Origin of the sequence: Streptomyces sp. CA-251387 (genome assembly GCF_050936625.1) — a bacterium.
In the GTDB taxonomy this organism is placed as follows: Bacteria; Actinomycetota; Actinomycetes; order Streptomycetales; family Streptomycetaceae; genus Streptomyces.
Genome location: NZ_JBNJMJ010000001.1, coordinates 7724204 through 7750719, shown reverse-complemented (window position 1 = coordinate 7750719; position 26516 = coordinate 7724204). Strand labels below are relative to the sequence as shown.

Here is a 26516-nt window from a genome sequence, read left to right as displayed (position 1 = left end):
GGCGCCCATTCTAATACCGCCCTCCTCCGGGACCCCATTCAAATACCGGTATAGTAATTGGCATGGTGGAGCTGAAGACGGACACGTCGATCGATGCGATGTACGCGGCCGGGCAGGTCGTGGGCCAGGCCCTCACGGCCGTACGAAAGGCCGCTGACGTGGGGGTTTCCCTGCTGGAACTGGACGAGGTGGCACGCGAGGTGCTGCGGGACGCGGGCGCGACCTCCCCGTTCCTCGGCTACCGCCCCTCCTTCGCGCCCGTCCCCTTCCCCGCCGTCATCTGCGCCTCGGTGAACGACGCGATCGTGCACGGCATCCCGACCGGCTACCGCCTTCGCGACGGCGACCTCGTCTCCATCGACTGCGGCGCCGTACTGGACGGCTGGGCGGGCGACTCGGCGATCAGCTTCACGGTCGGCACGCCGCGCCCGGCCGACGTCCGCCTGATCGAGACGGCGGAACGGGCGCTGGCGGCGGGCATCGAAGCGGCGGCGGTCGGCAACCGCATCGGCGACATCGCGCACGCGATCGGCACGGTGTGCCGGGGGGCCGGGTACGGCATCCCGGACGGCTTCGGCGGGCACGGCATCGGCCGCAAGATGCACGAGGATCCGGGGGTGCCGAACGAGGGCCGTCCGGGCCGGGGCATGCCATTGCGGCACGGCATGGTCCTCGCCATCGAGCCGATGCTCGTCGCGAGCGGCCAGGACGGCTACCACGCGGCGCCGGACGGCTGGACGCTCCGTACGGACGACGGGTCCCGGGCGGCGCATGTGGAGCACACGGTGGCGATCACCGAGGCGGGACCGCGCATTCTCACCGCCCGGTAAGCCCTGCGACCACACCGCCCGCCGGGGCCCGCACCCGCCGGACATGGTGCGCGCCGACAGGTACACAGTGCGCCCCGGCGGCTCCCCTCCCGGTTCTCCTGCACGGCGCGCACGACCACAATGCGGCCACACCTGGGAACGTTTCTTCGCACATGCGCACGGCAAACCTCGATCGGAGCGACACCTCTTGCCAGGTACACGTGCGCCGGCGACAGGCCGGAAGCATCCGCCTTTTCATACCGTCATACTTTCGTGCCACTCCTTGCCGCACCCTCACGTTTCGCAGCTAGCTGGTGCCGCGCCCACTCCCCGATCCGGGGACGGGTCCACAACCGCAGTGAGGAGAAGTCATGAAGAAGGCATACGAAGCGCCGACGCTCGTCCGGCTCGGGACGTTCCGCAAGGAGACGGGGCTCCTTCAGCGCTCCGGCAACGACCGAGTGATCTTCAGCAAGAACTGACGGGCGACGGCACTGACCCGACGTCATGACTGAACTGCACGAAAGTGCGGGGACGGGCCCCGGCGACGCGCACTTCGCGGTCTTTCCGGACCGTGCGGACGCGGCCGTCGTGGCCCGCTCCTTCGCCCGCCCCGGTAGCCGGACCCTCGCACACGCGTCGGGCCGGCCCTGGCTGGTCGGCCACTGGCACGACGACGAGATCGTCACCGCGAGCGCCGGGAGTGCCACCCTCGCCGTCATCGGCTGCTGCCCCGTCGAGGCGGTGCAACTGCGGCGTACGGCCGCACGGCTGAGGGATCTGACGGAGCTCGACGCGTCGGCCCGCTCCCTCCCCGGCAGCTTCCACCTCGTCGCCGCCCTCGACGGACAGGTCCGGGTACAGGGCACCGCCTCTGGTCTGCGGCTGGTCTTCCACACGGAGATCGACGGCGTCCGGGTGGCCGCCACCCGCGCCGACACGCTCGCCGCCGCGCTCGGCGTCGACCCCGATCCGCAGGAGCTGGCCGTCCGGCTGCTGTGGCCGGCCCCCTACCCCCTGTTCGAGACCTCCCTGTGGCGCCCGGTCACCGCTGTGCCCCCGCAGGACGCCGTGATCGTCGCCGCGGATGGGCGCACCGTACGGCACACCCGGTGGTGGACGCCGCCGGAGCCGGTGCGGCCACTCGCCGAGGCGGCGCCCCTGATCCGTACGGCGCTGGAGGAGGCCGTGGGCGCGCGGACCCGGCAGGGCGGCGTGGTGAGCTGCGATCTGTCCGGCGGCCTGGACTCGACCTCCATCTGCTTCCTGGCCGACCGCTCCCCCGCCCATGTGGTGGCCAGTACCTGGCCGGGCCGTGATCCGGCGGACACCGACCTGCACTGGGCTCAGCGGGCCATGGCGCACCTGCCGGACGTCGAGCACGTGGTGTGGGACGCCGATGCCTCGCCGCTGGTCTACGAGGATCTGCTCGGCATCGACGACCTCCTCGACGAGCCCACCATCGGCGTCATGGACCGCTCCCGGGTCCTGCACCACCTGCCGGGCCTCGCCGAACGGGGCAGCCGGTTGCACCTGACCGGAATCGGCGGCGACCACGTGGCATGGTGCTCCGACGCGTACTACCACCGGCTGCTGCGCACCCGTCCACTGTTCGCCCTGCGCCAGTTGCGCGGGTACCGGGCGCTGTGGCAGTGGCCACTGGGGGACACGGCCCGCGCCCTCGCCGACTCCCGGCCGTACGGCAAGTGGCTCGCCGACGGAGCCGGTCGGCTGCGCGGCCCGTTGCCCTCGTCCGTCACGACGAGTCTCGGCTGGGGCATGGCCCCGCGGCTGTTCGACTGGGTGACCCCCGAGGCCGAGCGGATGGCCCGCCGGGCACTGCTCGACGCGGCGGCCACGGCCTCGCCGCTGCATCCGGACCGCGGGCTGCACGCCGACCTGGAGCAGATCCGCTCGTGCACCCGCGTCATCCGGCAGTGGGACCGGATGGCGGCGCGCGTGGGCCTGCCGATGGCCTCCCCCTTCTTCGACGACCGCGTCATCGAGGCGTTTCTCGCCGTCCGTCCGAGCGAGCGCGTCACTCCCTGGCAGTACAAGCCCGTCCTGAGCGCCGCGATGCGCGGAATCGTGCCCGAGGACTGCCTGCGGCGGGCCAACAAGGCGACGGCCGCCATGGACGCCGCCAACGGACTGCGCCAGCACCGCGGCGACCTGCTGGCCCTGTGGGAGGGCTCACGGCTGGAGGCTCTGGGCCTGGTGGACGGCGCCGAGCTGCGCCGCCTCGCCCTGCGCCCCGCCTCACCGGGCCTGTCCGAAGCCATCCTCTACTCCACCATCGCCGCCGAGGTATGGCTGCGGGGGCTGTCCCACAGCCGTGCCCGCACTCCCTGAGAACCCCGTCAGAAAGGCGAGCGCATGCCCTTGCGGTTCGACGCACACATCTCCACGGCCGAGACCGACTACGGCACCGTACTGCTGGACGAACGAGCCGGTACCTACTGGGAGTTGAACCCGACCGCCACCCTCGTGGTCCGTACCCTGCTCGACGGCGGCGAGGAGGCGGACGCGACCGCCGCCCTGGTCCGCGAGTTCGACATCGAACGGGCCCAGGCCCAGCGGGACGTCGAGTCGCTCGTCGGTCAACTGCGCGAGGCGGGACTGGCCTCATGACGACACCCAGCGCGCTGGAACGCCCCACCGGAGTGCCCCTCGGCCACCGCCTGGCCGCCCTCCTCGTCCTGCTCCCCGCCGTCGCCCTCGCCCTCCTGCCACCCCGCCGTATCCGCACCGTGCTGGGCGTGGTGCGGCGCGGTGCCGCACCCGCCACCACCGCGCAGGCCCAGGACGCGCGCGACGCCATGTGCGCCGCCAGCCTGCGCTGCGCCGGCCCGAAGGGGTGCCTGCCGCGCTCCCTGGGAGCCGCGCTGCTGTGCCGGCTGAGGGGGACGTGGCCGACCTGGTGCACCGGGGTCCGCGTCGTCCCGCCCTTCACCGCGCACGCCTGGATCGAAGCGGAGGGCCGCCCCGTGGGCGAGGGCGTACCCGACGGCTATTTCGCCCGGCTGGTGGCCGTCGAGCCGGCAGACCTGTGAGCGGCGGGGCGGCTGCGGACGCCGGGCCGGCGGCGGGCAGCACGGTCGCGGACCACAGGCCCCACGAGGCCGCCGACGAGGACCGGTCGACCCGCGCGGCCGTGGCCACGCTGTACGGGCTCACCGCCGGGCACCGGGCCGCCGTCGCCGTGGCCACCGCGCTGACGCTGGCCGGCTCCGCGCTGGGGCTGGCCCAGCCGCTGGTGGCCCGGCACGCCGTGGATGCGAGCGGCCGCGGCCAGGTCCTCTGGCCGCTGCTGGCACTCCTCGGCGCACTGTTCCTCGTGGAAGCGGCGATCGGGTCGGCGGGGCGCTTCCTGCTGGAGCGGATGGGCGAGGGCGTCGTACGCCAGCTCCGGCTCGGCCTGGTGGGGCGGCTGCTTCGGCTGGAGATGCGGGAGTACGACCGCCACCGCAACGGCGACCTCATCTCCCGGGTCACCGCCGACACCACCCTGCTGCGCGAGGTCGTCTCGCAGGCCCTGGTCGACCTGGTGACCGGCAGCCTCGTCGCCGCCGGAGCGGTGATCCTGATGGCGTGGCTCGACCCGCTGCTGCTGCTTCTGGTCGCACTCACCGTGGCCGTCGCCGCGGCCGTGGTCACCTCGCTGCTCCAGGGCCTGCGGAAGGCGTCCGAGCGTATGCAGGACTCGGTCGGTGCCGTCGCCGCGGACCTGGAACGGGCCCTGGGCGCCCTGCCCATGGTCCGGGTGCACCGCGCCGAGGCCCGCGAGGCCGCCCGCATCGGGCGCCGGGTCGAGGAGGCCTACGACGCGGGGGTCCGCACCGCGAAGCTCGCCTCCGTCATGAGTCCCGCCGTCGAACTCGCCGTCCAGGGCTCCTTCCTCATCGTGCTCGTCGTCGGTGGCCTGCGCGTCAGCGGTCACGCCGGCTCCCTCGGGGACCTCGTCGCGTTCCTCCTGTACGCCTCGTACCTCGTCCTGCCGCTGTCCTGTGTTTTCCACGCGGTGGGTCTGGTCCAGCGCGGCATGGGCGCATACCGGCGCGTCGACCAGGCGCTGCGCCTCCCCGTGGAGCACACGGGCCCACCGGCTGGGCGGACCCGCCACCGGCCGCCGCCGTCCGTCCCCGCCGGCCGGCCGGCGCTCGCCCTGCACGACGTCCGCTTCGGTTACGCCCCGGGCAGGCCCGTGCTGTCGGGCGTGTCCTTCTCCGTCCCGCACCGCCGGCACGTGGCCCTGGTGGGCCCGTCGGGAGCCGGCAAGAGCACCGTCTTCGCACTGGTGGCGGGGTTCTACGAACCGGACGCGGGGGCCGTGCTGTTCGACGGTCGGCCCGCCGCCGAACTCGGTCGCGACGCCTGCCGCCGGCGCATCGCCGTGGTGGACCAGAACACCCATGTCGTCCACGGCACCCTGCGGGAGAACATCACCTACGCCGTGCCCGACGCCCCGGAGGCGGAGGTTCGGCGGGTCCTCGCGCTGGCCCGGCTGGAGGAGCTCGTCGACCGGCTGCCCGGTGGTCTGGACGCCGTCATCGGTGAGCGCGGCAGCACCCTCTCGGGCGGCGAACGCCAACGCGTCGCCCTGGCCCGGGCCCTGCTCGCCCGCCCCGCGCTGCTCCTGCTGGACGAGCCCACCTCCCACCTGGACGCGATCAACGAAGCGGCGCTGACCACGGTGATGAAGGAGGTCGCCCAGGAGTGCGCCCTGCTGGTCATCGCCCACCGCCTGTCCACCGTGCAGCACGCCGACCACATCGTCGTGCTCCACCAGGGCCGTACCACCACCCACGGACGCCACGAGGAGCTGCTGGCCCGCGACCCCCTCTACCGTGACCTGGCCACGAGCCAGATGCTGCGCCCCGGTGGGCCGCCGGCGGACCACGACGACCGTCGGGCCCACGGCTGAGACGGACGCCTCCGAGCCGGCCCTGCCACGCGCACCGGACCGCCCCAAGCGGCGAGCAGCGCCCGGGAGACCCGTGTTGCTGCACATGCCCGCTGAGCCAGAACGTGCCATCGTGGCATGAGCGTGCCCGAACCCGGTTACCCGGCCTCGGCACGTCGATCAGCGAGGGCGACCCTGCCCGCGCAGGGACGCCGGATGGGAACGCCATGACCAGCGGCTTCAGTGGTCCGGAGGACTACGACCCCTTCGGAGAATTCCTCGCCCGCTTCTTCAGTGGACCGCGCCCCGGCCCGAGGCAGATCGACATCGGCCGCCTGCTCAGTCAGCCGGCCCGGGAGCTGGTGCGCGGCGCCGCCCAGTACGCCGCCGAGCACGGCAGCCGCGACCTGGACACCCAGCACCTGCTGCGCGCCGCGCTGTCCGCCGAGCCGACGCGGTCGCTGCTCAGCCGGGCCGGCGCGGATCCCGACTCACTGGCGACGGAGATCGACGAGCGGTCGGGCCCGGTCCAGCACCCGCCGGGCGAGGCCCCGCCGCCGACGTCGCTCTCCCTCACCCCGGCCGCCAAGCGTGCCCTGCTGGACGCGCACGACCTGGCCCGGGCCCGCGGCGCCGGTTACATCGGCCCCGAGCATGTGCTCAGTGCCCTCGCCGCGAACCCCGACTCGGCCGCCGGGCACATCCTCAACGCGGCCCGCTTCGCGCCGTCCGGCATGCCGCAAGAGGCCCCCGAGGCCTCCCAGGCCCGGCCCCGCGTCGACAACCGTCCGCGCGTCGACGCCGGTACGCCCACCCTCGACAAGTACGGCCGCGATCTCACCGACCTCGCCCGCCAGGGCCGTATCGACCCGGTGATCGGCCGGGAGGAGGAGATCGAGCAGACCGTCGAGGTGCTGTCGCGGCGCGGCAAGAACAACCCGGTGCTCATCGGCGACGCGGGCGTCGGCAAGACGGCGATCGTGGAGGGCCTGGCCCAGCGGATCGCCGAAGGTGACGTGCCCGACGTGCTCAGCGGTCGCCGGGTGGTCGCCCTCGACCTGACGGGCGTGGTCGCGGGCACCCGCTACCGGGGTGACTTCGAGGAGCGGCTCAACAACATCGTGGGCGAGATCCGCTCGCACTCCGACCAACTGATCGTGTTCATCGACGAGTTGCACACCGTCGTGGGCGCCGGAGGCGGCGGCGAGGGCGGTTCCATGGACGCCGGGAACATCCTCAAGCCGGCCCTGGCGCGCGGCGAGCTGCACATCGTGGGCGCGACCACCCTGGAGGAGTACCGCAGGATCGAGAAGGACGCGGCGCTCTCCCGCCGCTTCCAGCCGATCCTCGTCCCCGAGCCGACCCCCGCGGACGCCATCGAGATCCTGCGCGGCCTGCGCGACCGCTACGAGGCCCACCACCAGGTCCGCTACACCGACGAGGCGCTCGTCGCCGCCGTCGAGCTGTCCGACCGATATCTCACCGACCGCCGCCTGCCGGACAAGGCCATCGACCTGATCGACCAGGCTGGCGCCCGGGTACGGCTGCGCGCGCGGACCAAGGGCACGGACGTACGGGCCATGGAGCGCGAGGTCGAGCAGCTGTACCGGGACAAGGACCAGGCGGTCGCCGACGAGCAGTACGAGCAGGCGACGCAACTGCGCGACCGCATCGTGGAGTTGAAGCAGCGCATCGCGGACGCGTCCGGCGACGAGGAGGTCGACGAGGGGCTGAGCCTGGAGGTCACCGCCGAGGCGATCGCGGAGGTCGTGTCCCGGCAGACCGGCATCCCGGTGAGCAGCCTCACCGAGGAGGAGAAGGACCGGCTGCTCGGCCTGGAGGAGCATCTGCACGAGCGGGTCGTCGGCCAGGACGAGGCGGTGCGCGTGGTCTCCGACGCGGTGCTGCGCTCCCGGGCCGGACTCGCCAGCCCCGACCGGCCCATCGGCAGCTTCCTCTTCCTGGGCCCGACCGGCGTCGGCAAGACCGAGCTGGCCCGCGCGCTCGCCGAGGCCCTGTTCGGCAGCGAGGAGCGCATGGTCCGCCTCGACATGAGCGAGTACCAGGAACGGCACACCGTCAGCCGCCTGATCGGCGCCCCGCCCGGCTACGTCGGCCACGAGGAGGCCGGCCAGCTCACCGAGGTCGTCCGCCGGCACCCGTACTCACTCCTCCTCCTCGACGAGGTCGAGAAGGCGCACCCGGACGTCTTCAACATCCTGCTCCAGGTACTGGACGACGGCCGGCTGACCGACTCCCAGGGCCGGACCGTCGACTTCACCAACACGGTCATCGTGATGACCAGCAACCTGGGCTCGGAGGCGATCACGCGGGGCGGTACCGGAATCGGGTTCGGCGCGGGTGACGCGGAGGCCGACGAGGAGGCGCGGCGCGAGCGGATCCTGCGGCCGCTGCGCGAGCACTTCCGGCCCGAGTTCCTCAACCGCATCGACGAGGTCGTCGTCTTCCGCCAGCTGACCCACGACCAGCTGGAGCGCATCACCAACCTGCTGCTGGACAAGACCCGCCGTCTGCTCCACGCCCAGGGCGTCTCGGTCGACTTCACCGACACGGCCGTCGACTGGCTCTCCGAGCGCGGCTACCAGCCCGAGTACGGCGCCCGCCCGCTGCGCCGCACCATCCAGAAGGAGGTCGACAACCAGCTCTCCCGGCTCCTCCTGGACGGCCGGATCGGCGAGGGCGGCCGGGTGACGGTGGACGTGGAGGACGGACGGCTCGCCTTCCGTACGGAGGAGCTGCCGCCCGCCCCCGAGCTGTGAACGCGGGTGCTCTGAACCCGGTGCCGTGAAACAGGTGGTGCGAGGCTACGGCGCCGGCTGCACCACCATCGCCGAGCCGCCGCCCCGCCGTACCGTCTCGGCCGCGGCCAGCCACTTCCCGTTCGGCAGCCGCTGCACAGCGGTCGCCGCGCCGATCTCGGGGTTCTGCCGGAACCCGTGCCCGACGGCCTCCAGCCGAGCCTTCAACGGGCTGTTCCACAGGCCTGGTTCGAGTTCGGTGGTGGTCTGGTTGCGCTGGCTGGCGCGCGGCGCGGCGATGGCGTCGACGAGCGGCAGGTCGCGGTCGAGGAAGCCGGTCAGGGTCTGCAGCACGGTGGTGATGATGGTCGCGCCACCGGGTGAACCGAGCGCCACGACGGGCTTGTTGTGCCGGTCGAGCACGATCGTCGGGGACATCGAGGAGCGCGGTCGCTTGCCGGGGCCCGGCAGGTTCGGGTCGTGGACGGCCGGGCCGGCCGGGGTGAAGGAGAAGTCCGTCAGCTCGTTGTTGAGGATGAAGCCACGGCCCGGGACGGTGATGCCGCTGCCGCCGGTCTGCTCGATGGTGAGCGTGTACGAGACGACGTTGCCCCACTTGTCGGCCACCGTGAGGTGCGTCGTGCTGTCTCCCTCGTATGTGGTCGGGGCCGCCGTGCCGCTCGCGTCGCAGGCCGCCGGGTTGCGCGGGTCGCCCGGCGCGACCGGGCTGGTCAGCACCGCGTCGTCCTTGATCAGGCACTCCCGCGAGTCGGCGTACCGCTGCGACAGCAGCTCCTTCGTCGGTACGTCCTCGAAGGCGGGGTCGCCGACCCAGCGCCCGCGGTCCGCGAAGGCGATACGGCTGGCCTCGATGTAGCGGTGCAGGTACTGGACCTCGCTCGCCTTCGACAGGTCCGTGTTCTCCAGGATGTTGAGGGCCTCACCGACGGTCGTGCCGCCGGAGGAGGAGGGCGCCATGGAGTAGACGCCCAGTCCGCGGTACGACGTCTTCGTGGGCGCCTGGGACTTGACGCGGTAGGCGGCCAGGTCCTTGGCGGTCAGGTCGCCCGGGCGTGCCTTCCAGCCCGAACTCGGGTCGACGGGCGGCTTGTTGACCGTGTCGACGATGTCCTCGGCGAGGTCGCCCCGGTAGAGCGCGCCTACGCCCTTCTTCGCCAGCTCCGCATAAGTGCGAGCGAGATCGGGGTTCTTGAAGTTGGAGCCGACGACGGGGAGCCGGCCGTTCGGGAGGAACAGCTTCGCGGTGTCCTGGAAGTAGCGGAACCGGGTCTCGTTGGCGGCGGTCTGCGCGCGGAAGGTGTCGTCGACGGTGAAGCCGTCCCGGGCGAGCCGCTCGGCGGGCCTCAACAGGGTGCCGAGCCCCTTGCTCCCCCACTTGTCCAGCGCCTTCTGCCAGGTGGCGGGCGTGCCCGGGGTCCCGACACTCAGGCCGCTGCTGACAGCCTCGGCGAAGGGGATCGCCGTGCCGTTCTCCACGAACAGGCCGGAGTCGGCGGTCAGCGGCGCCGTCTCACGGCCGTCGATGGTCTGCACCGTACGGGACTTGGCGTCGTAGTAGACGAAGTAGCCGCCTCCGCCGATGCCGGCCGAGTAGGGCTCGGTGACGCCGAGCGCGGCGGCCGTGGCCACGGCGGCGTCGACGGCGTTGCCGCCCTTGCGCAGGACCTCGATGCCGGCCGCGGAGGCGTCCGCGTCGACGCTCGACACCGCTCCGCCGTAGCCGACGGCGACCGGGACCTTCTCAACTGCCGTGCCCCCGGCGGCGGGTGGCGCTGCCGCCCCCACCGAGACCACGGCGACCGAGACCGCCAGCACCGACAGTTTCCGCGCGACAGGGCGACGCATCCGCACCTCCAGTCAGGACCGTCCGCGCAGCGTAACCGCATTGCCGGGGTCCCGACAGACCCACTCCGGCAGCTGTAACGCGAACGCCACGCATCGAACACCGGTACGTACCGGCCACATGGGCCCGCTAGCATGCGCGCCCATGAATGACGACGTACGCAACATCGTCCTGGGCGTGGTGGCGGCGGCCATCAGCGCCGGGCTGGGCTGGATCGCCCGTACCTACCTGTGGAAGCGGAAGCTCCGCCGCAAGCAGGCCTTCTTCGGGCTGCCCGACAACGCCGAGTCCCTGCTCGTGGTGAACCGCGGCGCCGGCGGACCCGAGCTGACGGTGATGCGTTACGACGTGTTCGCGCTCCTCGAACTCGCCGCCCTCATCAAGGACTGCAACGCCCACGCCCAGATCATCCCGCACGACGCGGCACGCCAGGGTTTCGGCGAGCGCACCGAGTTCTGCGTCGGCGGACCGGCGTCGAACCGCCGCATGATGGCCCACCTGGCGTCCCTGCTGCCGGGTGTGCGGGTGAACGTCGACGCCGAACCCGGCCCGGACCGGGGCGCCTTCCAGATCGGCTCCGAGCGCTATCGGGTGGAGGTCGGCAAGGAGGAGTACGCGCTGCTCGCCCGGCTCACCGTCGGCGAGAGCCAGGGCCCCCGCCCCGTCTTCCTGTTCTGCGGACAGACCGCGATCACCAACCAGGCCGCCACCCGCTACCTCGCCCGCAACCACGAGCGACTGACCCGCAAGCACGGCAACGGCTCCTTCGTCCTGCTGCTGAAGGTGGTCAACTCGGCCGCCTACGGCCCGGATGTCGTCGAGCTGGTCGCGGACGTGACGCGGGCGGCGCAGACCGCGCTGCCGGCACCGGCGGCTCCGCGCAATACCCACCGCGCCTCCTGAGGTTCATCACATTCCGGTAATCGTTACTGGCACGTAACTTACCGACGGGTTACTTGCGGTAAGGGGCCGCGGTTACCGTCGGGTCACTTTGCACTGACACGAGTGAGGAGTGACCCGTGGGACACCATCGCAAGGCCCTGCGTACGACCGCCGTGGGCGCCGTCTCCGCGACTCTGATCGCCGGTAGCGCCCTCGGGCTCGCCCCCGCCGCCCAGGCCGCCACCAACGGCGTCCGCTTCGTCGACATCACCGGCGACGGCGGCACCACGCTCAAGGCGAACGTCATCACGCCGGCCGGCGCCGACGGCACCCGCCGCTACCCGCTGCTCGTGCTGCCCACGAGCTGGGGCCTGCCCCAGGTCGAGTACTTCGCGCAGGCCCAGAAGCTCGCGAACTCGGGCTATGTCGTGGTCACTTACAACGTGCGCGGCTTCTGGCAGTCGGGCGGCGAAATAGAAGTCGCCGGCCCGCCCGACATAGCCGACGCGTCCAGGGTCATCGACTGGGCGCTCGCCAACACCCCCGCCGACGCGGCGCACATCGGCATGGCGGGCGTCTCGTACGGCGCCGGCATCAGCCTGCTGACGGCCGCGCACGACAAACGGGTCAGGGCGGTCGCCGCCCTCAGCGGCTGGGCCGACCTCATCGACTCGATCTACTCCGGCCGCACCCAGCACGTCCAGGCGGCCGCGCTGTTGGACGGGGCGAGCATCGTCACCGGCCGCCAGAGCGCCGAAGTCCGACAGATCTTCGACGACTTCTACGCCTCCAACATGTCCAAGGAACAGGACATGATCAACTGGGGGAAGAAACGTTCGGTCGCAACATACGTGGACCAACTGAACAAGAGCGGCGCCGCGGTCATGATGGCCAACGCCTGGGGCGACACGGTCTTCCCGCCCAACCAGTACGCGGACTTCTACGAGAAGCTGACCGGCCCGAAGCGGCTGGAGTTCCGGCCCGGTGACCACGCCACGGCCGAGCTGACCGGGCTGTTCGGCCTGCCCAACGACGTCTGGACGGACACCGAGCGCTGGTTCGACCACTATCTCAAGGGCGAGGCCAACGGCATCGACCGCGAGCTGCCCGTCCGGCTCAAGTCCCGCTCCACGGGCGGCTACGAGGGCTACCCGGACTGGAAGTCGGTCGGCGCGACGAACAAGAAGATCGCCCTCTCGGGCACCACCACCATCCACACCAACGTCAACTCGGGCGCGGACGGCGGGGTCGTCTTCCTGTCTAGCATCCTCGACCAGGTCGCCCAACTGCCCCCGGTGGCCTCCATCCCCCTGATACCGCGGCGCTGGGCGGGCGTATGGCAGTCGGAGAAGTACGCCACGGCGCAACGCGTGCGCGGCACGGCGAAATTGCACACCACGATCACCCCGACCAAGGAGAGCGGCACCCTCGTCGCCTACCTCTACGACGTGGGCCCGCTCGGCCTCGGCAAGCTGGTCAGCAACGCGCCGTACACCTTCCACGGACGTACGCCCGGACAGCCGTTCGCCGTCGACCTGGAGCTGTACTCCACGGCCTACGACGTGCCGGCAGGGCACCGGCTCGCCCTGGTCGTCGACACGGTCGACCCGCTCTACATCGAGCACAACCCGTCCGGCGCGCGGCTGACCTTCTCCTCGCCGGCGAACGACCCGTCGTACGTGTCGATCCCCCTGCGCGAGCAGTGATCTCCGGCCGGCGCCGGGCGGGTATGGCTCTATGACTGCTGCCCCCTGCTGCCCCTGGGTCCAGGGGCGGTGGGGGGATCCCCACCCGGCAGCAGCGTCCCTGGTCGTGGCCGGGGCCACCGCCACGGCCTTGGGGACGGACGGACCATCGTAGTCGAGGTCGGACACGGCGAGGATTCCGGCGTGGAAAACGCCGTTGGTCTCGGCATGGTCGTGTGTTCCGCTCAGTTCTTCCGCTCAGTGGTGGAGGATCTTCGACAGGAAGTCCCTGGCGCGCTCGCTGCTGGGGTTGGTGAAGAACTCGTCGGGGCTGCGGTCCTCGACGATGCGGCCGTCGGCCATGAACACGACGCGGTTGGCGGCCGAGCGGGCGAAGCCCATCTCATGGGTGACGACGATCATCGTCATACCGTCGCGGGCGAGTTGACGCATCACCTCCAGAACCTCGTTGATCATCTCGGGGTCGAGGGCGGAGGTGGGCTCGTCGAACAGCATCGCCTTGGGTCCCATGGCGAGGGCGCGGGCGATGGCGACGCGCTGCTGCTGGCCGCCGGAGAGCTGTGCCGGGTACTTGTCCGCCTGGTCGGCCACGCCGACGCGCTCGAGGAGTTCGCGGGAGCGCTTGTCGGCCTCCTCCTTCCCGCGCTTGCGGACCTTGACCTGGCCCAGCGAGACGTTCTGCAGGACCGTCTTGTGGGCGAAGAGGTTGAAGGACTGGAAGACCATGCCGACTTCGGCGCGCAGCCGTGCGAGCCCCTTTCCCTCCTCGGGCAGTGGCTGACCGTCGAGCAGGATCGTGCCGGACTGGATGGTCTCCAGCCGGTTGATGGCCCGGCACAGCGTCGACTTCCCCGAACCCGACGGGCCGATGACCACCACCACCTCGCCCTTGGCGACGGTGAGGTTGATGTCCTGCAGCACATGCAGGTCCCCGAAGTACTTGTTGACGTCACGCAGCTCGATCAGTGGATCGCCAGCCATGCCCAGCCCCAGTCATGTTCAGCTGTGTAGCGGTGGCCGCAACCTATCCAGGCCGCAGCAGACTTAATGCGCGACACGCACTTTACGGACATAAGCCGTATTTACACCGCACTTATGTCGAGGGTACAGGCCAGGGCTTCACGCCTCCGCGACCTCCGCGTACAGCTGCGACAGCTCCGGCACCCCGTTCGCGGCCCACTCCTGCCCCGAGGTCACGACATCGAACTCACGGCCGGAGGCGAGCCGGACGACCGGCTGGCCGTCCGGCCAGATCTCCCAGGCGGCTCCGGGCACGGTGCGCACGATGACGGTGCCGAGATACAGACCGGCGTCGTTGCCCAGCCAGGGCAGGGCCTCTTCGTCGTCCCGCCAGCGCGGCAGCAACTGGTCGAGCGCCTCCAACGAGGCCGCCGTGTCATCGAGTTGGATCCCCGCCCGGGACGCGTGGGAGCGCAGGAGTTCGCACTCGGAGAGGAGTTCGGCGAGGCCCTCGGGGTCAGGGGCTCCGCGCTTCTCGGGCCGATGGCCCAGAAAAGGGATCTTCATACACCCAGCGTGTCATTCGTACCGGCGTACGCACCACAGGCGCGCGGAAGGCCGATTCGGGTCGAGTTCACGCCGAGTTCGGGCATGGCTCGTTGACGAGCCCCAGGCGCCTCTCTACCTTCGCGATGCGTCTTTCGTCTCGTCGTGAACGGTCGTGCGCTGCGTGAACGAGAGGAGTCGGCCGTGCGCCGATGTGTGTGGGGTTCCACCGTCGTCCTCGCCCTGTTCGCCACCCTGGTGCCGACCGGCTCGGCACACGCCGCCCCCGGCGCGAGAGCCGAGCCGCTCCCGCTGGAGCGGCTCTTCGACAACACCGCGGTGAGCCACGACGCCCGGCCGGGCGAGGCCGACTTCGACGGCTCGGGCGGCTCCCTGTCGGCCCAGGACCTGTCTGCTGCGGGCTGGACCCCCGGCCGCACCCTCACCGTGCAGGGCGCCCGGCTCACCTGGCCGAAGCGGCAGCCGGGCCGGCCGGACAACGTCCTGGCCGACGGACAGAACGTGCGGGTGCGCGGCCGAGGCGACGCGCTCGCGTTCCTGGTGGCGGGCACGGGCGGCCTCGGCGCCGGCGGCACGGGGACGGTGTCGTACGCCGACGGCACCCGGACGTCCTACAGCCTGACCGCCCCCGACTGGCGCACCGGCCCGCTCGCCACCAAGGCGGTCGCGCTGCCGCACATCAACACGCCCAGCGGTCAACTCGCCGAGCGGGCGCGGCTGTACGTCGTGACAGTGCCGCTGGCCCCGGGGCGAGCGGTCGCCTCGGTACGGCTGCCCCGAGCGGCCGGGCTGCATGTGTTCGCGGTGGCGGTGCGGGCCGCGGCCCGGGGCTGGACCGGGAGTTGGTCGGCCGCGACCGGCGGCTATCCGGCCGTGGGGCCGTGGAGCGACCGGACGTTGCGGCTGGTGGTGCACACCTCGGCGGGCGGGCCGCGGGTGCGGCTGCGGTTCGACAACACCTTCGCGGCGGCGCCGGTGCGGATCGGGAGCGCCACGGTGGCGGTGCAGGAGGCGGGTGCGGCGGCGCGGGAGAAGCCGGTCGCGGTGTCCTTCCGGGGTGCGAAGGGCGTCGAGATCCCGGCGGGGGCGCAGGCCTACAGCGATCCGCTCGGCTTCGAGGTGCCCGCGGACACCAATCTGCTGGTCAGCTTCCATCTGCCCGGGACCGTGCCTGCGGCCCCCGTGCACCGGCTCGCGCAGCAGCGGTCGTATGTGAGCGGGCCGGGCGACCATACGGCGGACGGCTCCGCGGCGCCGTACGGCACGGTCCTGACCAGCTGGCCGCTGCTGACGGGCGTCGACGTGGGCGGTGGGCCGGGGTCCGTGGTGCTGCTCGGGGACTCGATCACCGATGGGGACAAGTCCACGGTGGATGCCAACCGGCGGTGGCCCAATGTGCTGGCCACACGGCTGCTGAACCAGAGTGTGGTCCCGCGCTATGGGGTGCTGAACCAGGGGATTTCGGGCAACCGTGTGGTCAGCGACCGCTATCCCGGCGACGGGGTGTCGACGGACACGGCCGGAGTGAGTGCTTTGCAGCGGCTCGACCGGGATGTCCTTGCCCAGACGTCGGTGCGGACGGTGGTGGTCTTCGAGGGCGTCAACGATGTGCGGTGGGGCACGACCGCGGAGCAGGTGCTCGCCGGGCTGCGCTGGATCGCGGACCGGGGGCATGCGCGCGGGCTGCGGATGCTGGCGGCGACGATCCTGCCGTGTGAGGGGGAGGCACGGTGCACGGCGGCAGTCGATGCCGAGCGGGTCAAGGTGAACCAGTGGATCCGCTCCGGCGCCGCCGGGTTCGACGGCGTCCTCGACTTCGACGCGGTGGTACGGGATCCGGGGCGCCCCAGCCGGATGCTGCCGGCCTACGACAGCGGTGACCATCTGCACCCCGGCGATGCGGGGCTCGCCGCGCTGGCCGAGTCGGTGGATCTGCGGGGGCTTGTGCGGTAGCCCCTCGGCGTGGCGGCAGCCGACTGGGGGCTGGTGGTAGCCGACCTTGGCTACACGTCCAGGTCCACCACCACCGGCGCGTGATCCGACGCGCCCTTGCCCTTGCGCTCCTCGCGGTCCACATAGGCGTCGGTGACCGCCTTGGCGAACGCCTCGTTGCCGTACACCAGGTCGATGCGCATGCCGCGGTTCTTGGGGAAGCAGAGCTGGCGGTAGTCCCAGTAGGTGTACGGGTGGTCGTACTTGAGGGGGCGCGGGACCACGTCGGACAGGCCGGACTCGCGCAGGGAGGCGAGGGCGGCGCGCTCGGCGGAGGTGACGTGGGTGAGGCCCTCGAAGACGGCCACGTCGTAGACGTCGTCGTCCGTCGGGGCCACGTTGTAGTCGCCCAGCACCGCGAACGGGCGGCTGCCGCCCGCGTCGCCGGCTACGGCGGCCTTGAGGGCCTCGAACCACTGGAGCTTGTAGGCGTAGTGGGGGTGGTCCACCTCACGGCCGTTCGGCACGTACACCGACCAGACGCGGATCGGGCCGCAGGTCGCGGAGATGGCGCGGGGCTCCACGACGCCGTCGTAACCGGGGTCGCCGGGCAGGCCCTTGACGACCTCCTTGAGGCCGACGCGGGAGAGCACCGCCACGCCGTTCCACCGGCCGGTGGCGTGGACCGCCGCCTCGTAGCCGAGGTCGCGCAGCGGGTCGAACGGGAACTGGTCCTCGGCGACCTTGGCCTCCTGGAGGCACAGCACGTCGGTGCCGCTGCTCTCCAGCCAGGCCAGGAGCCTCGGCAGGCGGGCGGTGATCGAGTTCACGTTCCAGGTGGCGATGCGCATGCCTCACAACCTACCGGGCGGGTACGACAACGCGGTCCCGGCCGGGGTGGGCCCGCTCACACCTCGGCCGAGTCGCCCGGCGTCAGGCGCAGGTGCTCAGCGCCGCCCAGGCCGCCGATCTGGCGGTCGTAGATCGGGCGGGCCAGGTCGGTGAGCAGGGCGTCGTGGATGTCGTAGGCGCGCTGCGGCTTGACCTCGCGGACGTAGTCGATGACTTCCGCGATCTTGTTCCAGGGGGCCATGACCGGGAGCATCAGCGTCTCCACCGGGTGGTCGGGGACGGTGAGGGCGTCGCCGGGGTGGAACACCTTGCCGCCGTCGACGAGGTAACCGACGTTGGTGATGCGCGGGATGTCCGGGTGGATGACCGCGTGCAGTTCGCCGTGGACCTGGACGTCGAAGCCGGCGGCCGTGAAGGTGTCGCCGTGGCCGACGGTGTGCACGCGGCCCGGGAAGGCGGCGGAGATCTTCTCCGCGACCGATTTCAGGGTCCAGATCTCGGCGGCCGGGTTGTTCTCCATGGCGGCGCGCAGGCGCAGTTCGTCGAAGTGGTCGGGGTGCTCGTGCGTGACGAGAATCGCATCCGCGCCGAGCGCGGCGTCCTCCTCGCTGAATCCTCCGGGGTCGAGGACGAGCGTCTGTCCGTCCTTTTCCAGCCGGATGCAGGCGTGCGACTTCTTCGTGAGCTTCATGGGTCCATCCTGGCAAGCACCCGTTCCGGATGCTCACTCCGGCAGCTTCCGGATGCTCACTCCTGTGGCGTGGTCTCTTCCCTTATGACCTCCTGGGCGACCTTGAAGGCGCTGTTCGCCGCCGGTACGCCGCAGTAGACGGCAGCCTGCAGCAGCACTTCCTTGATCTCGTTCGGGGTGAGGCCGTTGCGCAGGGCCGCGCGGGTGTGGAAGGCGAGTTCGTCCATGTGGCCGCCCGCGACCAGGGCGGTGAGCGTGACACAGCTGCGGGAGCGGCGGTCGAGGCCGGGTCTGTCCCAGATCTCGCCCCAGGCGTACCGGGTGATGAACTCCTGGAAGTCCCCCGAGAACTCGTCCGCCTGCTCCAGCGCCCGGTCGACGTGCGCGTCGCCGAGCACCTCGCGACGGACCTTGATCCCGGCGTCGTACGGGTCCTGTCGTCCCGTCGACTGCGACGGCACGACGGCCGGGGCGATCTCGGCGACGGGCGCGGGCTGCGGGGGCGCGGCCAGGACCGGCTTGACGGGGGCGGCCTGGATCGCGGCCATCTGGCCGGTGGTGGAGTCGTAGGCGGGCTGCTGCCAGGCGGTGGAGAAGTGCCGGACCAGCAGATCGGTGACGGCGGCGGGCTGCTCGACCGGCACGAGGTGGGAGGCGCCGGGGACGACGGCGAGGCGGGCGTCCGGTATGCCGGCGACCAGGGTGCGGGCCTCGGCGGGGCCGGTGACCTGGTCGTCCGAGCCGACGAGGACGAGGGTGGGCACGGTGACGCCGCCCAGCCGGGGCCGTACGTCGAAGGCGGCGAGCGCCTCGCAGGCGGCGATGTAGCAGCCGGGGTCGGTGGTACGCACCATCTGCACGGCCCACTCGGTGATGGCGGGCTGGGCGGCGGCGAAGCCGGAGGTGAACCAGCGGTCGGGCGAGGTGCGAGCGATGGGGTCGAGGCCGTTCGTGCGCACGATCACGCCCCGCTGCCGGAACTCGTCGGCCGTGCCGAAGCGGGGCGAGGCGGCGATCAGGGCGAGCGAGGCGAGGCGCTCGGGGTGGCGCAGGGCCAGTTCGATGCCGAGGGCGCCGCCGAGCGCGCAGCCCGCGTAACCGAAGCGCTGCACGCCGAGGCCGTCGAGGGTGGCGAGCAGCCGGTCGGCGAGATCGGCGACGGAGCCCGCCGGGTACGCGGGCGCGCCACCGTGTCCCGGCAGGTCGAACCGGAAGACACGCCACTGCTGGGCCAGCTCGGGGACCTGCCGGTCCCACATGTGCCATGTCGTACCGAGCGAGGGGCCGAGGATGAGGACCGGGGCGTCTTCCGGGCCGTCGAAGCGGTACTGGAGGGCAGGGGTCTTCGTCTCACTCACCGCTCCACGCTAACCGCCCTCTTCGAACCCCGGACCCCTGGGCCCCAGGTCCGCACACCTGGCTCCCGCAGATCAGCGGGGAACTCTCACACGGCCTTCACGGGATGCCGGTCCGGCTCAGCCTCGGACGGTGACCCCGAACCGGGTACGCATCCGCCGCATCTCCCACAGCGAGACGGCCGTCACCGACAACGGACCGCCCAGCAGGGAGCAGAACTGCACGACCGGCGGGCCCTGCGGCATACCGCTGTCGATCAGGTTGAAGACGGCGAGCACCCACACCAGCACCACGGTGACCACGGGAGGCAGCATCGGGTGGACGTGGGCGGTGTTGAAGGCGCTGCGGGCCGAGTACAGCGACGCCATGAAGAAGAAGGGAAACCCCCACACGATCACGGCCAACGCCACGAGGGCGATGGCATAGCCGAACCAGTCCCTCCGGTTGTCGAGTGCGCTCTGGGCCGCCACGTAGAGGACCCCTCCGATGACGACCACCGTCAGCACGTACCAGCCGACCGCCTTGAGCGGGGCGTGGAGCCGGGAGCGCAGTTGCGGCCGCAGGTGCGGGGGCGCGTAGAGGATGAACCCGAGAATGACCAGCGGTCCGGCGAGGATCAGCAGAACCGGGGTGATGATCAGGTTGGCGACGCTGCTCGTCCCCGTGTCCTCCAAGCGGTCCGGCTCCACGCCGTAGAGGAGGACCAGCGCGACGGTGGCGACGACGCCGAGCACCGTGCGGGCGGCTTGGACCCGGTCGACGGTGCGGTCCTCGATCCGGCCGTTGCCCTCCTGCACGAACAGCCGGGTGGCGACGCGGTGTGCGGAGCGGATGATGGCGGCGGCGAGGTAGGGCGCCGAGAAGAACCACAGGCGGCTGCGGCGGCGCCGAGCGGGAACGGGGGCCGCGGGCGGCGGGCCGTAGGGGTACGGATTCGTGTTCGGGTAGGGGTTCTGATTCGGGTTCGGATAGGGGGTCTGCGGCGGATACGGGCTCGCATTCGGTGCGGGCGGGCCGTAGGGGCCAACCGGCGGCGGCCCGTGCGGAGCACCCCAGCCCTGTGCGCCTGGTCCCTGGCCGCCCGGTCCCTGGCCACCCGGTAGTCCCGAGCCGGGGCCAGGACCCCATCCCCCCGTTGCCATGGCCTCTCCCACCGTTCGTTTCAGGCCAGTTGCTGTGTCGCTCGGCGACTTCGCGGCAGTGTAGTTGTGAAGTGGGGCGCCGGTTGCAGCCGCTGAGGGATCGCCCACGGCGACTGGCCGGGTCAGCCTTCCGGCGAGGCGCCGAGGCCGGTGAGAGCGCCCACCGGGTCGAGGTCGGGGGTGCCGCGAGGCCACCAGTCGTCGTGGCCCGGTTCGGATTCGTACGGGTACCAGAGGCCGTCGCGGCCCAGGCGGAGCTGGACATGCCCGCGGGGATGGGTGAGGCGGTTGCGCCAGGGGCGGAAGGCGGGGAGGTCGGCGGCGAGGAGGAGGGGACGGGCGCGGTCGAAGCGGCCGGCAGGCGGGTCCCAGGGCTCTTCGAGGACGGCGAGGCCTTCCGGGCCGCCCTGGCGCCAGGCGGCGACCGCTCGTGCCAGATCGGCCGGGGTGCGGTCGGCGGCGGAGGCGAGGGAGGAGTACAGGGCGCGGGTGGAGGCGGTGAGGCCGGAACCGGGGCGGGCTGCGGCGAGCCGCACCGCGTCCTGCCACAGGGACAGTTCGGCGACCGGGTCGCGGCCCGTGCTGAGCAGGGCGTGGGCACGGGCGGCGGCGTCGGTCGCCAACTGGTCCAGCGCGAAGGGGTCGGGGCCGCCCGGCGCCGCAGGGTAGACCGGGGGCTGCTCGGGGTGTGCGGGCGCGGGCAACGGCGCGGGGAGGGGCGGGAGTTGGCGCTGCGGCGCGAGGGCGTCGGTGGCCCGCACGCCGGGGAGGGGCGCCGGTTCCTGTTCCTGGGCGGCGCGTGCGGCGCGGGCGGCGTTACGGCGGGACAGGGCGTCCAGCAGCTCGCGTTCGCCTCGGCCGCGCAGCAGGAGCAGGACGAAGGGGTCGGCGTCCAGCAGGCGTGCGGTCTGGTAGCAGAGGGCGGCGGCGTGTTTGCAGGGGTGGCCACGGTCGGGGCAGCTGCAGCGGGGGTCGAGGTCACCGGGGCCGGGAAGGAGGGGGACGCCGCAGCCGGCGAGCGACTGGGGCATCTCCTTGTCGAGCAACGCGGCGATGTGTCCCGGCCTGTCGGCCGCGGCGTCCAGGAACCGCGCCCAGTCGGCGTCGTCCAGCGTCCGCAACCGCACCTGCACGCGGTACGGCCGCGGCCGGCTGCCCCGCACATACGCCAGGACGAGCCCCGGTGTCACGGTGATGGCATCGACATGCCCCTGCTCCGCGTACCAGCGTCCACGGGCCAGCCGCTTGGGATCGAGTGCGCCCTCTTCGAGCGCCTTCACCCACGCGTTCCCCCACCAGGTCCGGGCGAAGCGGGCGTCGCCCGACGCCCCGGGCTCCAGGGACACGAGGGGGAACGCCGGGAAGGTGCGGCGCAGTTCACCGTCACGCCCCGGCGCCGCCATGGAGCGGGGCACGCGCGGCGTCGTGGGCGCGGGGGTGGTCGTGGGTCCTGTGTCGGTGGGGGGCTCGGGGGTGGTCGCGGGCCCCGCGTCGGAGGGAGACACGGGAGTCGTCGCGGGCCCCGCGTCGGAGGGAGACACGGGAGTCGTCGCGGGCCCCGCCCCGGAGGGAGACACGGGAGTCGTCGCGGGCCCCGCCCCGGAGGGAGACACGGGAGTCGTCGCGGGCCCCGCCCCGGAGGGAGGCGTGGGTGAGGGTTCGGGGCGCGTGGGGTCTGGAGTCGTGGGGTGGGTGTCCGCGGACGGTGCGGGCGCCGGGGACTCCGGGGAGGCCGAGAACTCCCAGGCCGCCGGGGACGCCGAAGACGCCGGGGACTTCCAAGATGTCGGGGACTCCGAAGACGCCGAGGACAGTTCGGAGAACGAGCCCGCGATGTCGGAGGCGCGCGACGCCTCGGACGTGGAGGCGGTGCCCTTGGACACCGAGGAAGCGGTCGGGTCCGGAGGCGCTACGGGGTCCGAGGTGCCGGTCTCGGTCGGTGCGGGTGGTTGCGAGGCTCGGCGGGACTCTGCGGAGGGCGTGGTCGAGCCGGGCCCCGCCGGTGTGGTTCGGCGCGGGTGCGGTGCCGCAGGCGTCGACGGGTGGTCTCGCCGCGGCGTGTCATCCTCCGGCATCCGGAACGCGTCCCCGAGCAACTCCCGCAGGGAACGCACCCGAAGGTCGGCCACGCGTCGGCGTGCGTCGCCGCCGGCACCGCGGCCGGCCGACGCCGTTCGCGCGGCCTCCGACACACCTTCCAGTCCCCCACCGGCCTGCTCGATCCCTGCCTGCCGCGCCCCCTCACGTGCGGCACGCAACGCCTGGCGGGCGACGTCCGCAGGGCGGGCACCGAGTCGCCCCGCCTCGCCCTCGTGCACCACCGTGGCAGCCTTCGAGTCCCCTCCTGACACGCCCTTCTCCCCGCCGACGGTCCCGCCCGCGGCGTCCTGCTTCGTGCCGGGAGTAGTCGCCGCGGTGTTCTGTTCCACGCCGGGCGTGCCCGCGGAGGCGTCGTGCTCCACGCCGGGCGTGCCCGCCGAGGCATCGCACTCCACGCCGGACGTACCCGCCGAGGCATCGCACTCCACGCCGGACGTACCCGCCGACGCACCCACCCCATCAGCGGACGCACGCGCCCCAGCATCCCTGCCCGCGCCGGAGGCGCGAACCGACGCACTCCGCGCACTGGGGGTACGAGCGGCAGCTCCCCGCTCGCGCTGCGTACGGACTGACGCACCCCGCCGCGCATCGGAGGCTCCCGATGCAGCGGAAGCACCGGCACCGGCCGACGCCTCCCCCTCCCCGCCGCCCCCGCCGGTCGGTGTGTCGGCAGTCGATTCGGTCGGCGGCCCGGCGTCGGAGCCCGCGGTATCCCCTCGTCCGTTCTCGCTCTCCGCCTGCCCACCCCGCCTCGCGGTCACCGCGCGCCGCAGCGCCGCCCGGGCCGCATCGGCCGGCCGAGGTCCCGGGCGGGCGGATCCGTGCGGCGGTGGTTCCTCCCGACGGGGCGTCCCCGGCTCCCGCTCAGGACGCGACGGAGCTGCGGGACCCGACCCTTGGCGGACGCCCTGACGCACGCCGCTCTCCGGCGCCCCTTCTCGCCGCTCCCGCGCGGCTCGAAGGGCCCGGCGGGCCGCGTCGGCCGGTCGGGGCTCAGAAGGTCGGCTTGGCGCATCCGGCGTCGGCGCGGTGGCCGAAGGCGACAGCCGATCCGGGTTCCGCTCGTCGTCGACCGGCTCGGCGTCGAACCCCTGGGCCTCGCCACCCGCCGCACTCCCCCGCTCCACCGGCCCGGTCATGGCTCCCTCCTCAACGACACCAGGTCGGACAGCTCACGGTCCGTCAGTTCCGTGAGGGCCGATTCGCCGGAGCCGAGGATCGCGTCTGCCAGGGCCCGCTTGGATTCGAGCATCTCCGCGATGCGGTCCTCGACCGTGCCTTCGGCGATGAGGCGGTGGACCTGGACGGGCTGGGTCTGGCCGATGCGGTAGGCGCGGTCGGTGGCCTGTTCCTCGACGGCCGGGTTCCACCAGCGGTCGAAGTGGACGACATGGCCCGCGCGGGTCAGGTTCAGGCCGGTGCCGGCCGCCTTCAGGGACAGGACCAGGACCGGCGTCGTGCCGCTCTGGAAGCGGTCCACCATGCGCTCGCGGTCCGGAACCGGCGTGCCGCCGTGCAGCAGTTCCACCGGGACCGCACGGGCGGCGAGGTGGGAGGCGATCAGACGGGCCATCCCCACGTACTGCGTGAACACCAGCGCGGAGCCGTCCTCGGCCAGCAGCGTGTCCAGGAGTTCGTCCAGCAGCGTCAACTTGCCGGAGCGGGCGGCCAGTCGCTCGGTGGCCGCCGCCGCGTCCTCCTTCAGATACAGCGCCGGGTGGTCGCAGATCTGCTTCAGGGAGGTGAGGAGCTTCAGGACCATGCCCCTGCGCGCCATGCCCTCCGCCGTCTCGATGGCGAGCATCGACTCACGCACCACCGCCTCGTAGAGCGCCGCCTGTTCACGGGTGAGCGGGACCGGGTGGTCGGTCTCCGTCTTGGGCGGCAGCTCCGGGACGATCCCGGGGTCGGACTTCTTGCGGCGCAGGAGGAAGGGGCGGACCAGGCGGGCCAGCCGGTTCACCGCCTCGTCGTCCTCGCCGTTCTCCACCGCGCGCGCGTGCCGGGCGCGGAAGGACTTCAGGGGGCCGAGCAGGCCCGGTGTCGTCCAGTCGAGCAGCGCCCAGAGCTCGGAGAGGTTGTTCTCGACCGGTGTGCCGGTGAGCGCCACGCGCGCGGGCGTCGGGATCGTGCGCAGGGCCTTCGCCGTCGCCGAGTACGGGTTCTTGACGTGCTGGGCCTCGTCGGCGACGACCATGCCCCAGGTGTGCTGGGCCAGCGTCGGTGCCGCCGACCGCATCGTGCCGTAGGTGGTGAGGACGAAGCCGGCGTCCATGTCCTCCAGGGTGCGGTCCGGGCCGTGGAAACGGCGGACGGGGACGCCGGGCGCGAAACGGGTGATCTCCCGCTGCCAGTTGCCGAGAAGCGAGGCCGGGCAGACCACGAGGGTCGGGGCCGTCCGGGCGCGCTTGAGGTGCAGGGCGATGACCGTGATCGTCTTGCCGAGCCCCATGTCGTCCGCGAGGCAGCCGCCCACGCCCAGGGTGGTCATGAGGTCCAGCCAGGCCAGGCCGCGGAGTTGGTAGTCCCTCAGCGTCGCCCGCAGTCCCGGCGGCGGTTCGGCGGGGCGTACCCCCGCCGTCAGGCGGTCGCGCAGGGCGGCCAGGGCGCCGACCGGTACCGCCTCGACCGTCTCGCCGTCGACCTCCGCGCTGCCGGTCAGGGCGACGGACAGCGCGTCGACCGGGTCGAGCAGGCCCAGTTCGCGCTTGCGGGCCTTGCGGACGAGGGCCGGGTCGACGAGCACCCAGCGGTCCCGCAGCCGGACGACCGGGCGGTGCGCCTCGGCGAGCGCGTCCATCTCGGCCTCGGTGAGCGGGTCGCCGCCGATCGCCAACTGCCAGCGGAACTGGAGCAGTTCCTCGCTCTCGAAGAAGCCGGTGCCGTCGGTCGCGGAACCCGGCGCCGGCCGTACCACCGCGGCCGCGCTCAGGTCCTGCGCCAGGTCCCGGGGCCAGTGCACCGCCACCCCGGCCGCCGCGAGCCTGGTCGCCGCGACACCCAGCAGGTCGCCCAGCTCCTCGTCGGACAGGGCCAGCACGTCGGGCACGTCCTGCTCGGACAGCCGGTCCAGCGGGGCCCACACCCGGGCCGCGCGCCGCACCGCCAGCGCCGCGTCCACCTGCGCACGGGGCCCGAACGCCGCGTCCGCCTCGCCGGACCACAGGGCGGCCGCATCGGCCACCAGGGTGGGGTCGGCGAGGCTGTGCACCTGGACGATCGCCGCCCCGGCGCTGCGCACGCCGTCACCGCCGCCGTCGAAGAGGTCGTACGCCGAGAGGTCCAGGCGGAGCGAGATCCGCACACCCGCGTCCATGCCGGCGGCGACCTCGGCCGCCCAGTCGTGGGCGTCGGGCAGGCGCTGAGCCTCACGCGCGGCGAAGGGCTTCCCCAAGGCGTGCGGAGCGGCGGGCGTGCGGGGCAGGGTGTCGGCGACGGCGTCCAGGAAGGAGCGCATCAGCGCCTCCGGCTCGGGCAGCCGCAGGGGGCCCGGGCCGGTCAGCGGGACCGCATGGCCTTCGTAGGGCAGGGCCGCGGCGACCGCTCGCAGGTGTGCGATGTCGTCCGGGTCGAGCGGGCCGGCCCGCCAGGCGTCGTGGCCGGTGGGCGTGAGGCCGGGCAGCAGCCGGCCTCGGGCGGTGAGCCGCAGCGCGTGCAGCGCGGCCGCGCCCCAGCAGGCGGTGGCGGGGTGGGCGGCCGGGTCGCGCCGGGCGCGCACGAGCAGCGGCAGCGCCTCGCCGAGCGGCAACGACAGCGCGGGGGTGGTCCTGCGGCGGACTCCGGCTCCATGACGTCGTACGACAGTGAGCTCCGTGTCCCCGTCGGGCAGGGGGCCGCCCTCCGGATCCCAGAAGGCCATCCGCCCCTCGCGCGGGAGGGACGCGGGCACGAAGACGGCCGCGAGTCGGACGGGCACGGCCTCCCCCGCGCGCTCGGCCACCGCGGTGCCGGCGCTGTGCGCGGCCCTGTCGCTCATACGTCCTGTCACCTCCC

The 26516-nt window shown here is 72.6% G+C and carries 19 protein-coding genes; 10 read left to right on the top strand and 9 right to left on the bottom strand.

The annotated features are described in order from the left end of the window. Window positions 1–62 precede the first annotated feature (62 nt). The 7 genes from map to ACQEV2_RS34380 all read left to right on the top strand — a co-directional run bounded on the left by map (window position 63) and on the right by ACQEV2_RS34380 (window position 8492). Complete coding sequence (map, locus tag ACQEV2_RS34410; RefSeq protein ID WP_433050477.1) at window positions 63–830, top strand: type I methionyl aminopeptidase; 768 nt, start codon at window positions 63–65, stop codon at window positions 828–830. Window positions 831–1180: 350 nt separating this feature from the next. After that, the gene (locus ACQEV2_RS34405; protein ID WP_344397971.1) at window positions 1181–1291 is read left to right on the top strand and encodes a keywimysin-related RiPP; all 111 of its coding nucleotides are present in this window, start codon (window positions 1181–1183) and stop codon (window positions 1289–1291) included. 25 nt (window positions 1292–1316) lie between these two features. After that, on the top strand, window positions 1317–3161 hold the full coding sequence (locus tag ACQEV2_RS34400; protein WP_433050474.1) for a lasso peptide isopeptide bond-forming cyclase: 1845 nt from the start codon (window positions 1317–1319) through the stop codon (window positions 3159–3161). Window positions 3162–3185: 24 nt separating this feature from the next. Beyond that, complete coding sequence (locus tag ACQEV2_RS34395) at window positions 3186–3440, top strand: lasso peptide biosynthesis PqqD family chaperone (protein ID WP_433050471.1); 255 nt, start codon at window positions 3186–3188, stop codon at window positions 3438–3440. Beyond that, window positions 3437–3862 (top strand): lasso peptide biosynthesis B2 protein, encoded by a 426-nt coding sequence (locus ACQEV2_RS34390; RefSeq protein WP_433050468.1) that lies wholly within the window; start codon window positions 3437–3439, stop codon window positions 3860–3862. The genes ACQEV2_RS34395 and ACQEV2_RS34390 overlap by 4 nt, the downstream gene beginning before the upstream one ends. Before the next feature lie 101 nt (window positions 3863–3963). Beyond that, window positions 3964–5733 (top strand): ABC transporter ATP-binding protein, encoded by a 1770-nt coding sequence (locus ACQEV2_RS34385; protein WP_433054998.1) that lies wholly within the window; start codon window positions 3964–3966, stop codon window positions 5731–5733. A 206-nt stretch (window positions 5734–5939) separates the two neighbouring features. Continuing rightward, a complete protein-coding gene (locus ACQEV2_RS34380; protein ID WP_433050465.1) occupies window positions 5940–8492 on the top strand; it encodes an ATP-dependent Clp protease ATP-binding subunit in 2553 nt (850 codons plus the stop codon). A gap of 45 nt (window positions 8493–8537) precedes the next feature. Here ACQEV2_RS34380 and ggt read toward each other — a convergent pair whose 3' ends face one another. After that, window positions 8538–10337, bottom strand: coding sequence for a gamma-glutamyltransferase (ggt, locus tag ACQEV2_RS34375; RefSeq protein ID WP_433050462.1), 1800 nt, complete (start codon window positions 10335–10337; stop codon window positions 8538–8540). Window positions 10338–10479: 142 nt separating this feature from the next. On the opposite strand from ggt, the gene ACQEV2_RS34370 reads away from it, so the two are divergent. Both ACQEV2_RS34370 and ACQEV2_RS34365 read left to right on the top strand, forming a co-directional pair. Continuing rightward, entirely contained in the window at window positions 10480–11238 is a 759-nt protein-coding gene (locus tag ACQEV2_RS34370; RefSeq protein WP_433050459.1) for a hypothetical protein, read from the top strand. Between the two features lie 116 nt (window positions 11239–11354). Beyond that, window positions 11355–12923 carry a CocE/NonD family hydrolase gene (locus ACQEV2_RS34365; RefSeq protein ID WP_433050456.1) on the top strand — a complete coding sequence of 523 codons (1569 nt, stop codon included), beginning with the start codon at window positions 11355–11357 and terminating at the stop codon, window positions 12921–12923. Window positions 12924–13160: 237 nt separating this feature from the next. Here the strand turns inward: ACQEV2_RS34365 and ACQEV2_RS34360 are convergent, their stop codons facing one another. After that, window positions 13161–13904, bottom strand: a complete 744-nt coding sequence (locus ACQEV2_RS34360) for an amino acid ABC transporter ATP-binding protein (RefSeq protein WP_433050453.1) — start codon at window positions 13902–13904, stop codon at window positions 13161–13163. 138 nt (window positions 13905–14042) lie between these two features. Further along, a complete protein-coding gene (locus ACQEV2_RS34355) occupies window positions 14043–14450 on the bottom strand; it encodes a DUF6278 family protein (protein WP_433050450.1) in 408 nt (135 codons plus the stop codon). 183 nt (window positions 14451–14633) lie between these two features. Between ACQEV2_RS34355 and ACQEV2_RS34350 the strand changes: the two genes are divergently transcribed. Then, window positions 14634–16403, top strand: coding sequence for a GDSL-type esterase/lipase family protein (locus ACQEV2_RS34350; RefSeq protein ID WP_433050447.1), 1770 nt, complete (start codon window positions 14634–14636; stop codon window positions 16401–16403). Between the two features lie 50 nt (window positions 16404–16453). On the opposite strand, the gene ACQEV2_RS34345 is transcribed toward ACQEV2_RS34350, so the two are convergent. From ACQEV2_RS34345 to ACQEV2_RS34320, 6 genes are all read right to left on the bottom strand, one after another. Next, complete coding sequence (locus ACQEV2_RS34345) at window positions 16454–17233, bottom strand: exodeoxyribonuclease III (RefSeq protein ID WP_433050444.1); 780 nt, start codon at window positions 17231–17233, stop codon at window positions 16454–16456. Window positions 17234–17289: 56 nt separating this feature from the next. After that, on the bottom strand, window positions 17290–17925 hold the full coding sequence (locus tag ACQEV2_RS34340) for an MBL fold metallo-hydrolase (protein WP_433050441.1): 636 nt from the start codon (window positions 17923–17925) through the stop codon (window positions 17290–17292). A 56-nt stretch (window positions 17926–17981) separates the two neighbouring features. Further along, a complete protein-coding gene (gene pcaC, locus ACQEV2_RS34335; RefSeq protein WP_433050438.1) occupies window positions 17982–19283 on the bottom strand; it encodes a 4-carboxymuconolactone decarboxylase in 1302 nt (433 codons plus the stop codon). A 117-nt stretch (window positions 19284–19400) separates the two neighbouring features. Beyond that, window positions 19401–20423 carry a hypothetical protein gene (locus ACQEV2_RS34330; protein WP_433050435.1) on the bottom strand — a complete coding sequence of 341 codons (1023 nt, stop codon included), beginning with the start codon at window positions 20421–20423 and terminating at the stop codon, window positions 19401–19403. A 122-nt stretch (window positions 20424–20545) separates the two neighbouring features. Next, window positions 20546–22498 (bottom strand): SWIM zinc finger family protein, encoded by a 1953-nt coding sequence (locus ACQEV2_RS34325; RefSeq protein ID WP_433054995.1) that lies wholly within the window; start codon window positions 22496–22498, stop codon window positions 20546–20548. 1160 nt (window positions 22499–23658) lie between these two features. Then, complete coding sequence (locus tag ACQEV2_RS34320) at window positions 23659–26499, bottom strand: SNF2-related protein (RefSeq protein ID WP_433050432.1); 2841 nt, start codon at window positions 26497–26499, stop codon at window positions 23659–23661. Between the last annotated feature and the right edge of the window lie 17 nt (window positions 26500–26516).

Excerpts from the sequence above, each read along its gene's own strand:
- ACQEV2_RS34345 (WP_433050444.1), bottom strand. The coding sequence starts at position 17,233 with ATGCGCATCGCCACCTGGAACGTGAACTCGATCACCGCCCGCCTGCCG.
- ACQEV2_RS34390 (WP_433050468.1), top strand. The coding sequence starts at position 3,437 with ATGACGACACCCAGCGCGCTGGAACGCCCCACCGGAGTGCCCCTCGGC.
- ACQEV2_RS34370 (WP_433050459.1), top strand. The coding sequence starts at position 10,480 with ATGAATGACGACGTACGCAACATCGTCCTGGGCGTGGTGGCGGCGGCC.
- ACQEV2_RS34395 (WP_433050471.1), top strand. The coding sequence starts at position 3,186 with ATGCCCTTGCGGTTCGACGCACACATCTCCACGGCCGAGACCGACTAC.
- ACQEV2_RS34400 (WP_433050474.1), top strand. The coding sequence starts at position 1,317 with ATGACTGAACTGCACGAAAGTGCGGGGACGGGCCCCGGCGACGCGCAC.
- ACQEV2_RS34325 (WP_433054995.1), bottom strand. The coding sequence starts at position 22,498 with ATGCCGGAGGATGACACGCCGCGGCGAGACCACCCGTCGACGCCTGCG.
- ACQEV2_RS34380 (WP_433050465.1), top strand. The coding sequence starts at position 5,940 with ATGACCAGCGGCTTCAGTGGTCCGGAGGACTACGACCCCTTCGGAGAA.
- ACQEV2_RS34320 (WP_433050432.1), bottom strand. The coding sequence starts at position 26,499 with ATGAGCGACAGGGCCGCGCACAGCGCCGGCACCGCGGTGGCCGAGCGC.
- ACQEV2_RS34330 (WP_433050435.1), bottom strand. The coding sequence starts at position 20,423 with ATGGCAACGGGGGGATGGGGTCCTGGCCCCGGCTCGGGACTACCGGGT.
- ACQEV2_RS34405 (WP_344397971.1), top strand. The coding sequence starts at position 1,181 with ATGAAGAAGGCATACGAAGCGCCGACGCTCGTCCGGCTCGGGACGTTC.
- ggt (WP_433050462.1), bottom strand. The coding sequence starts at position 10,337 with ATGCGTCGCCCTGTCGCGCGGAAACTGTCGGTGCTGGCGGTCTCGGTC.
- map (WP_433050477.1), top strand. The coding sequence starts at position 63 with ATGGTGGAGCTGAAGACGGACACGTCGATCGATGCGATGTACGCGGCC.
- ACQEV2_RS34355 (WP_433050450.1), bottom strand. The coding sequence starts at position 14,450 with ATGAAGATCCCTTTTCTGGGCCATCGGCCCGAGAAGCGCGGAGCCCCT.
- ACQEV2_RS34340 (WP_433050441.1), bottom strand. The coding sequence starts at position 17,925 with ATGAAGCTCACGAAGAAGTCGCACGCCTGCATCCGGCTGGAAAAGGAC.
- ACQEV2_RS34360 (WP_433050453.1), bottom strand. The coding sequence starts at position 13,904 with ATGGCTGGCGATCCACTGATCGAGCTGCGTGACGTCAACAAGTACTTC.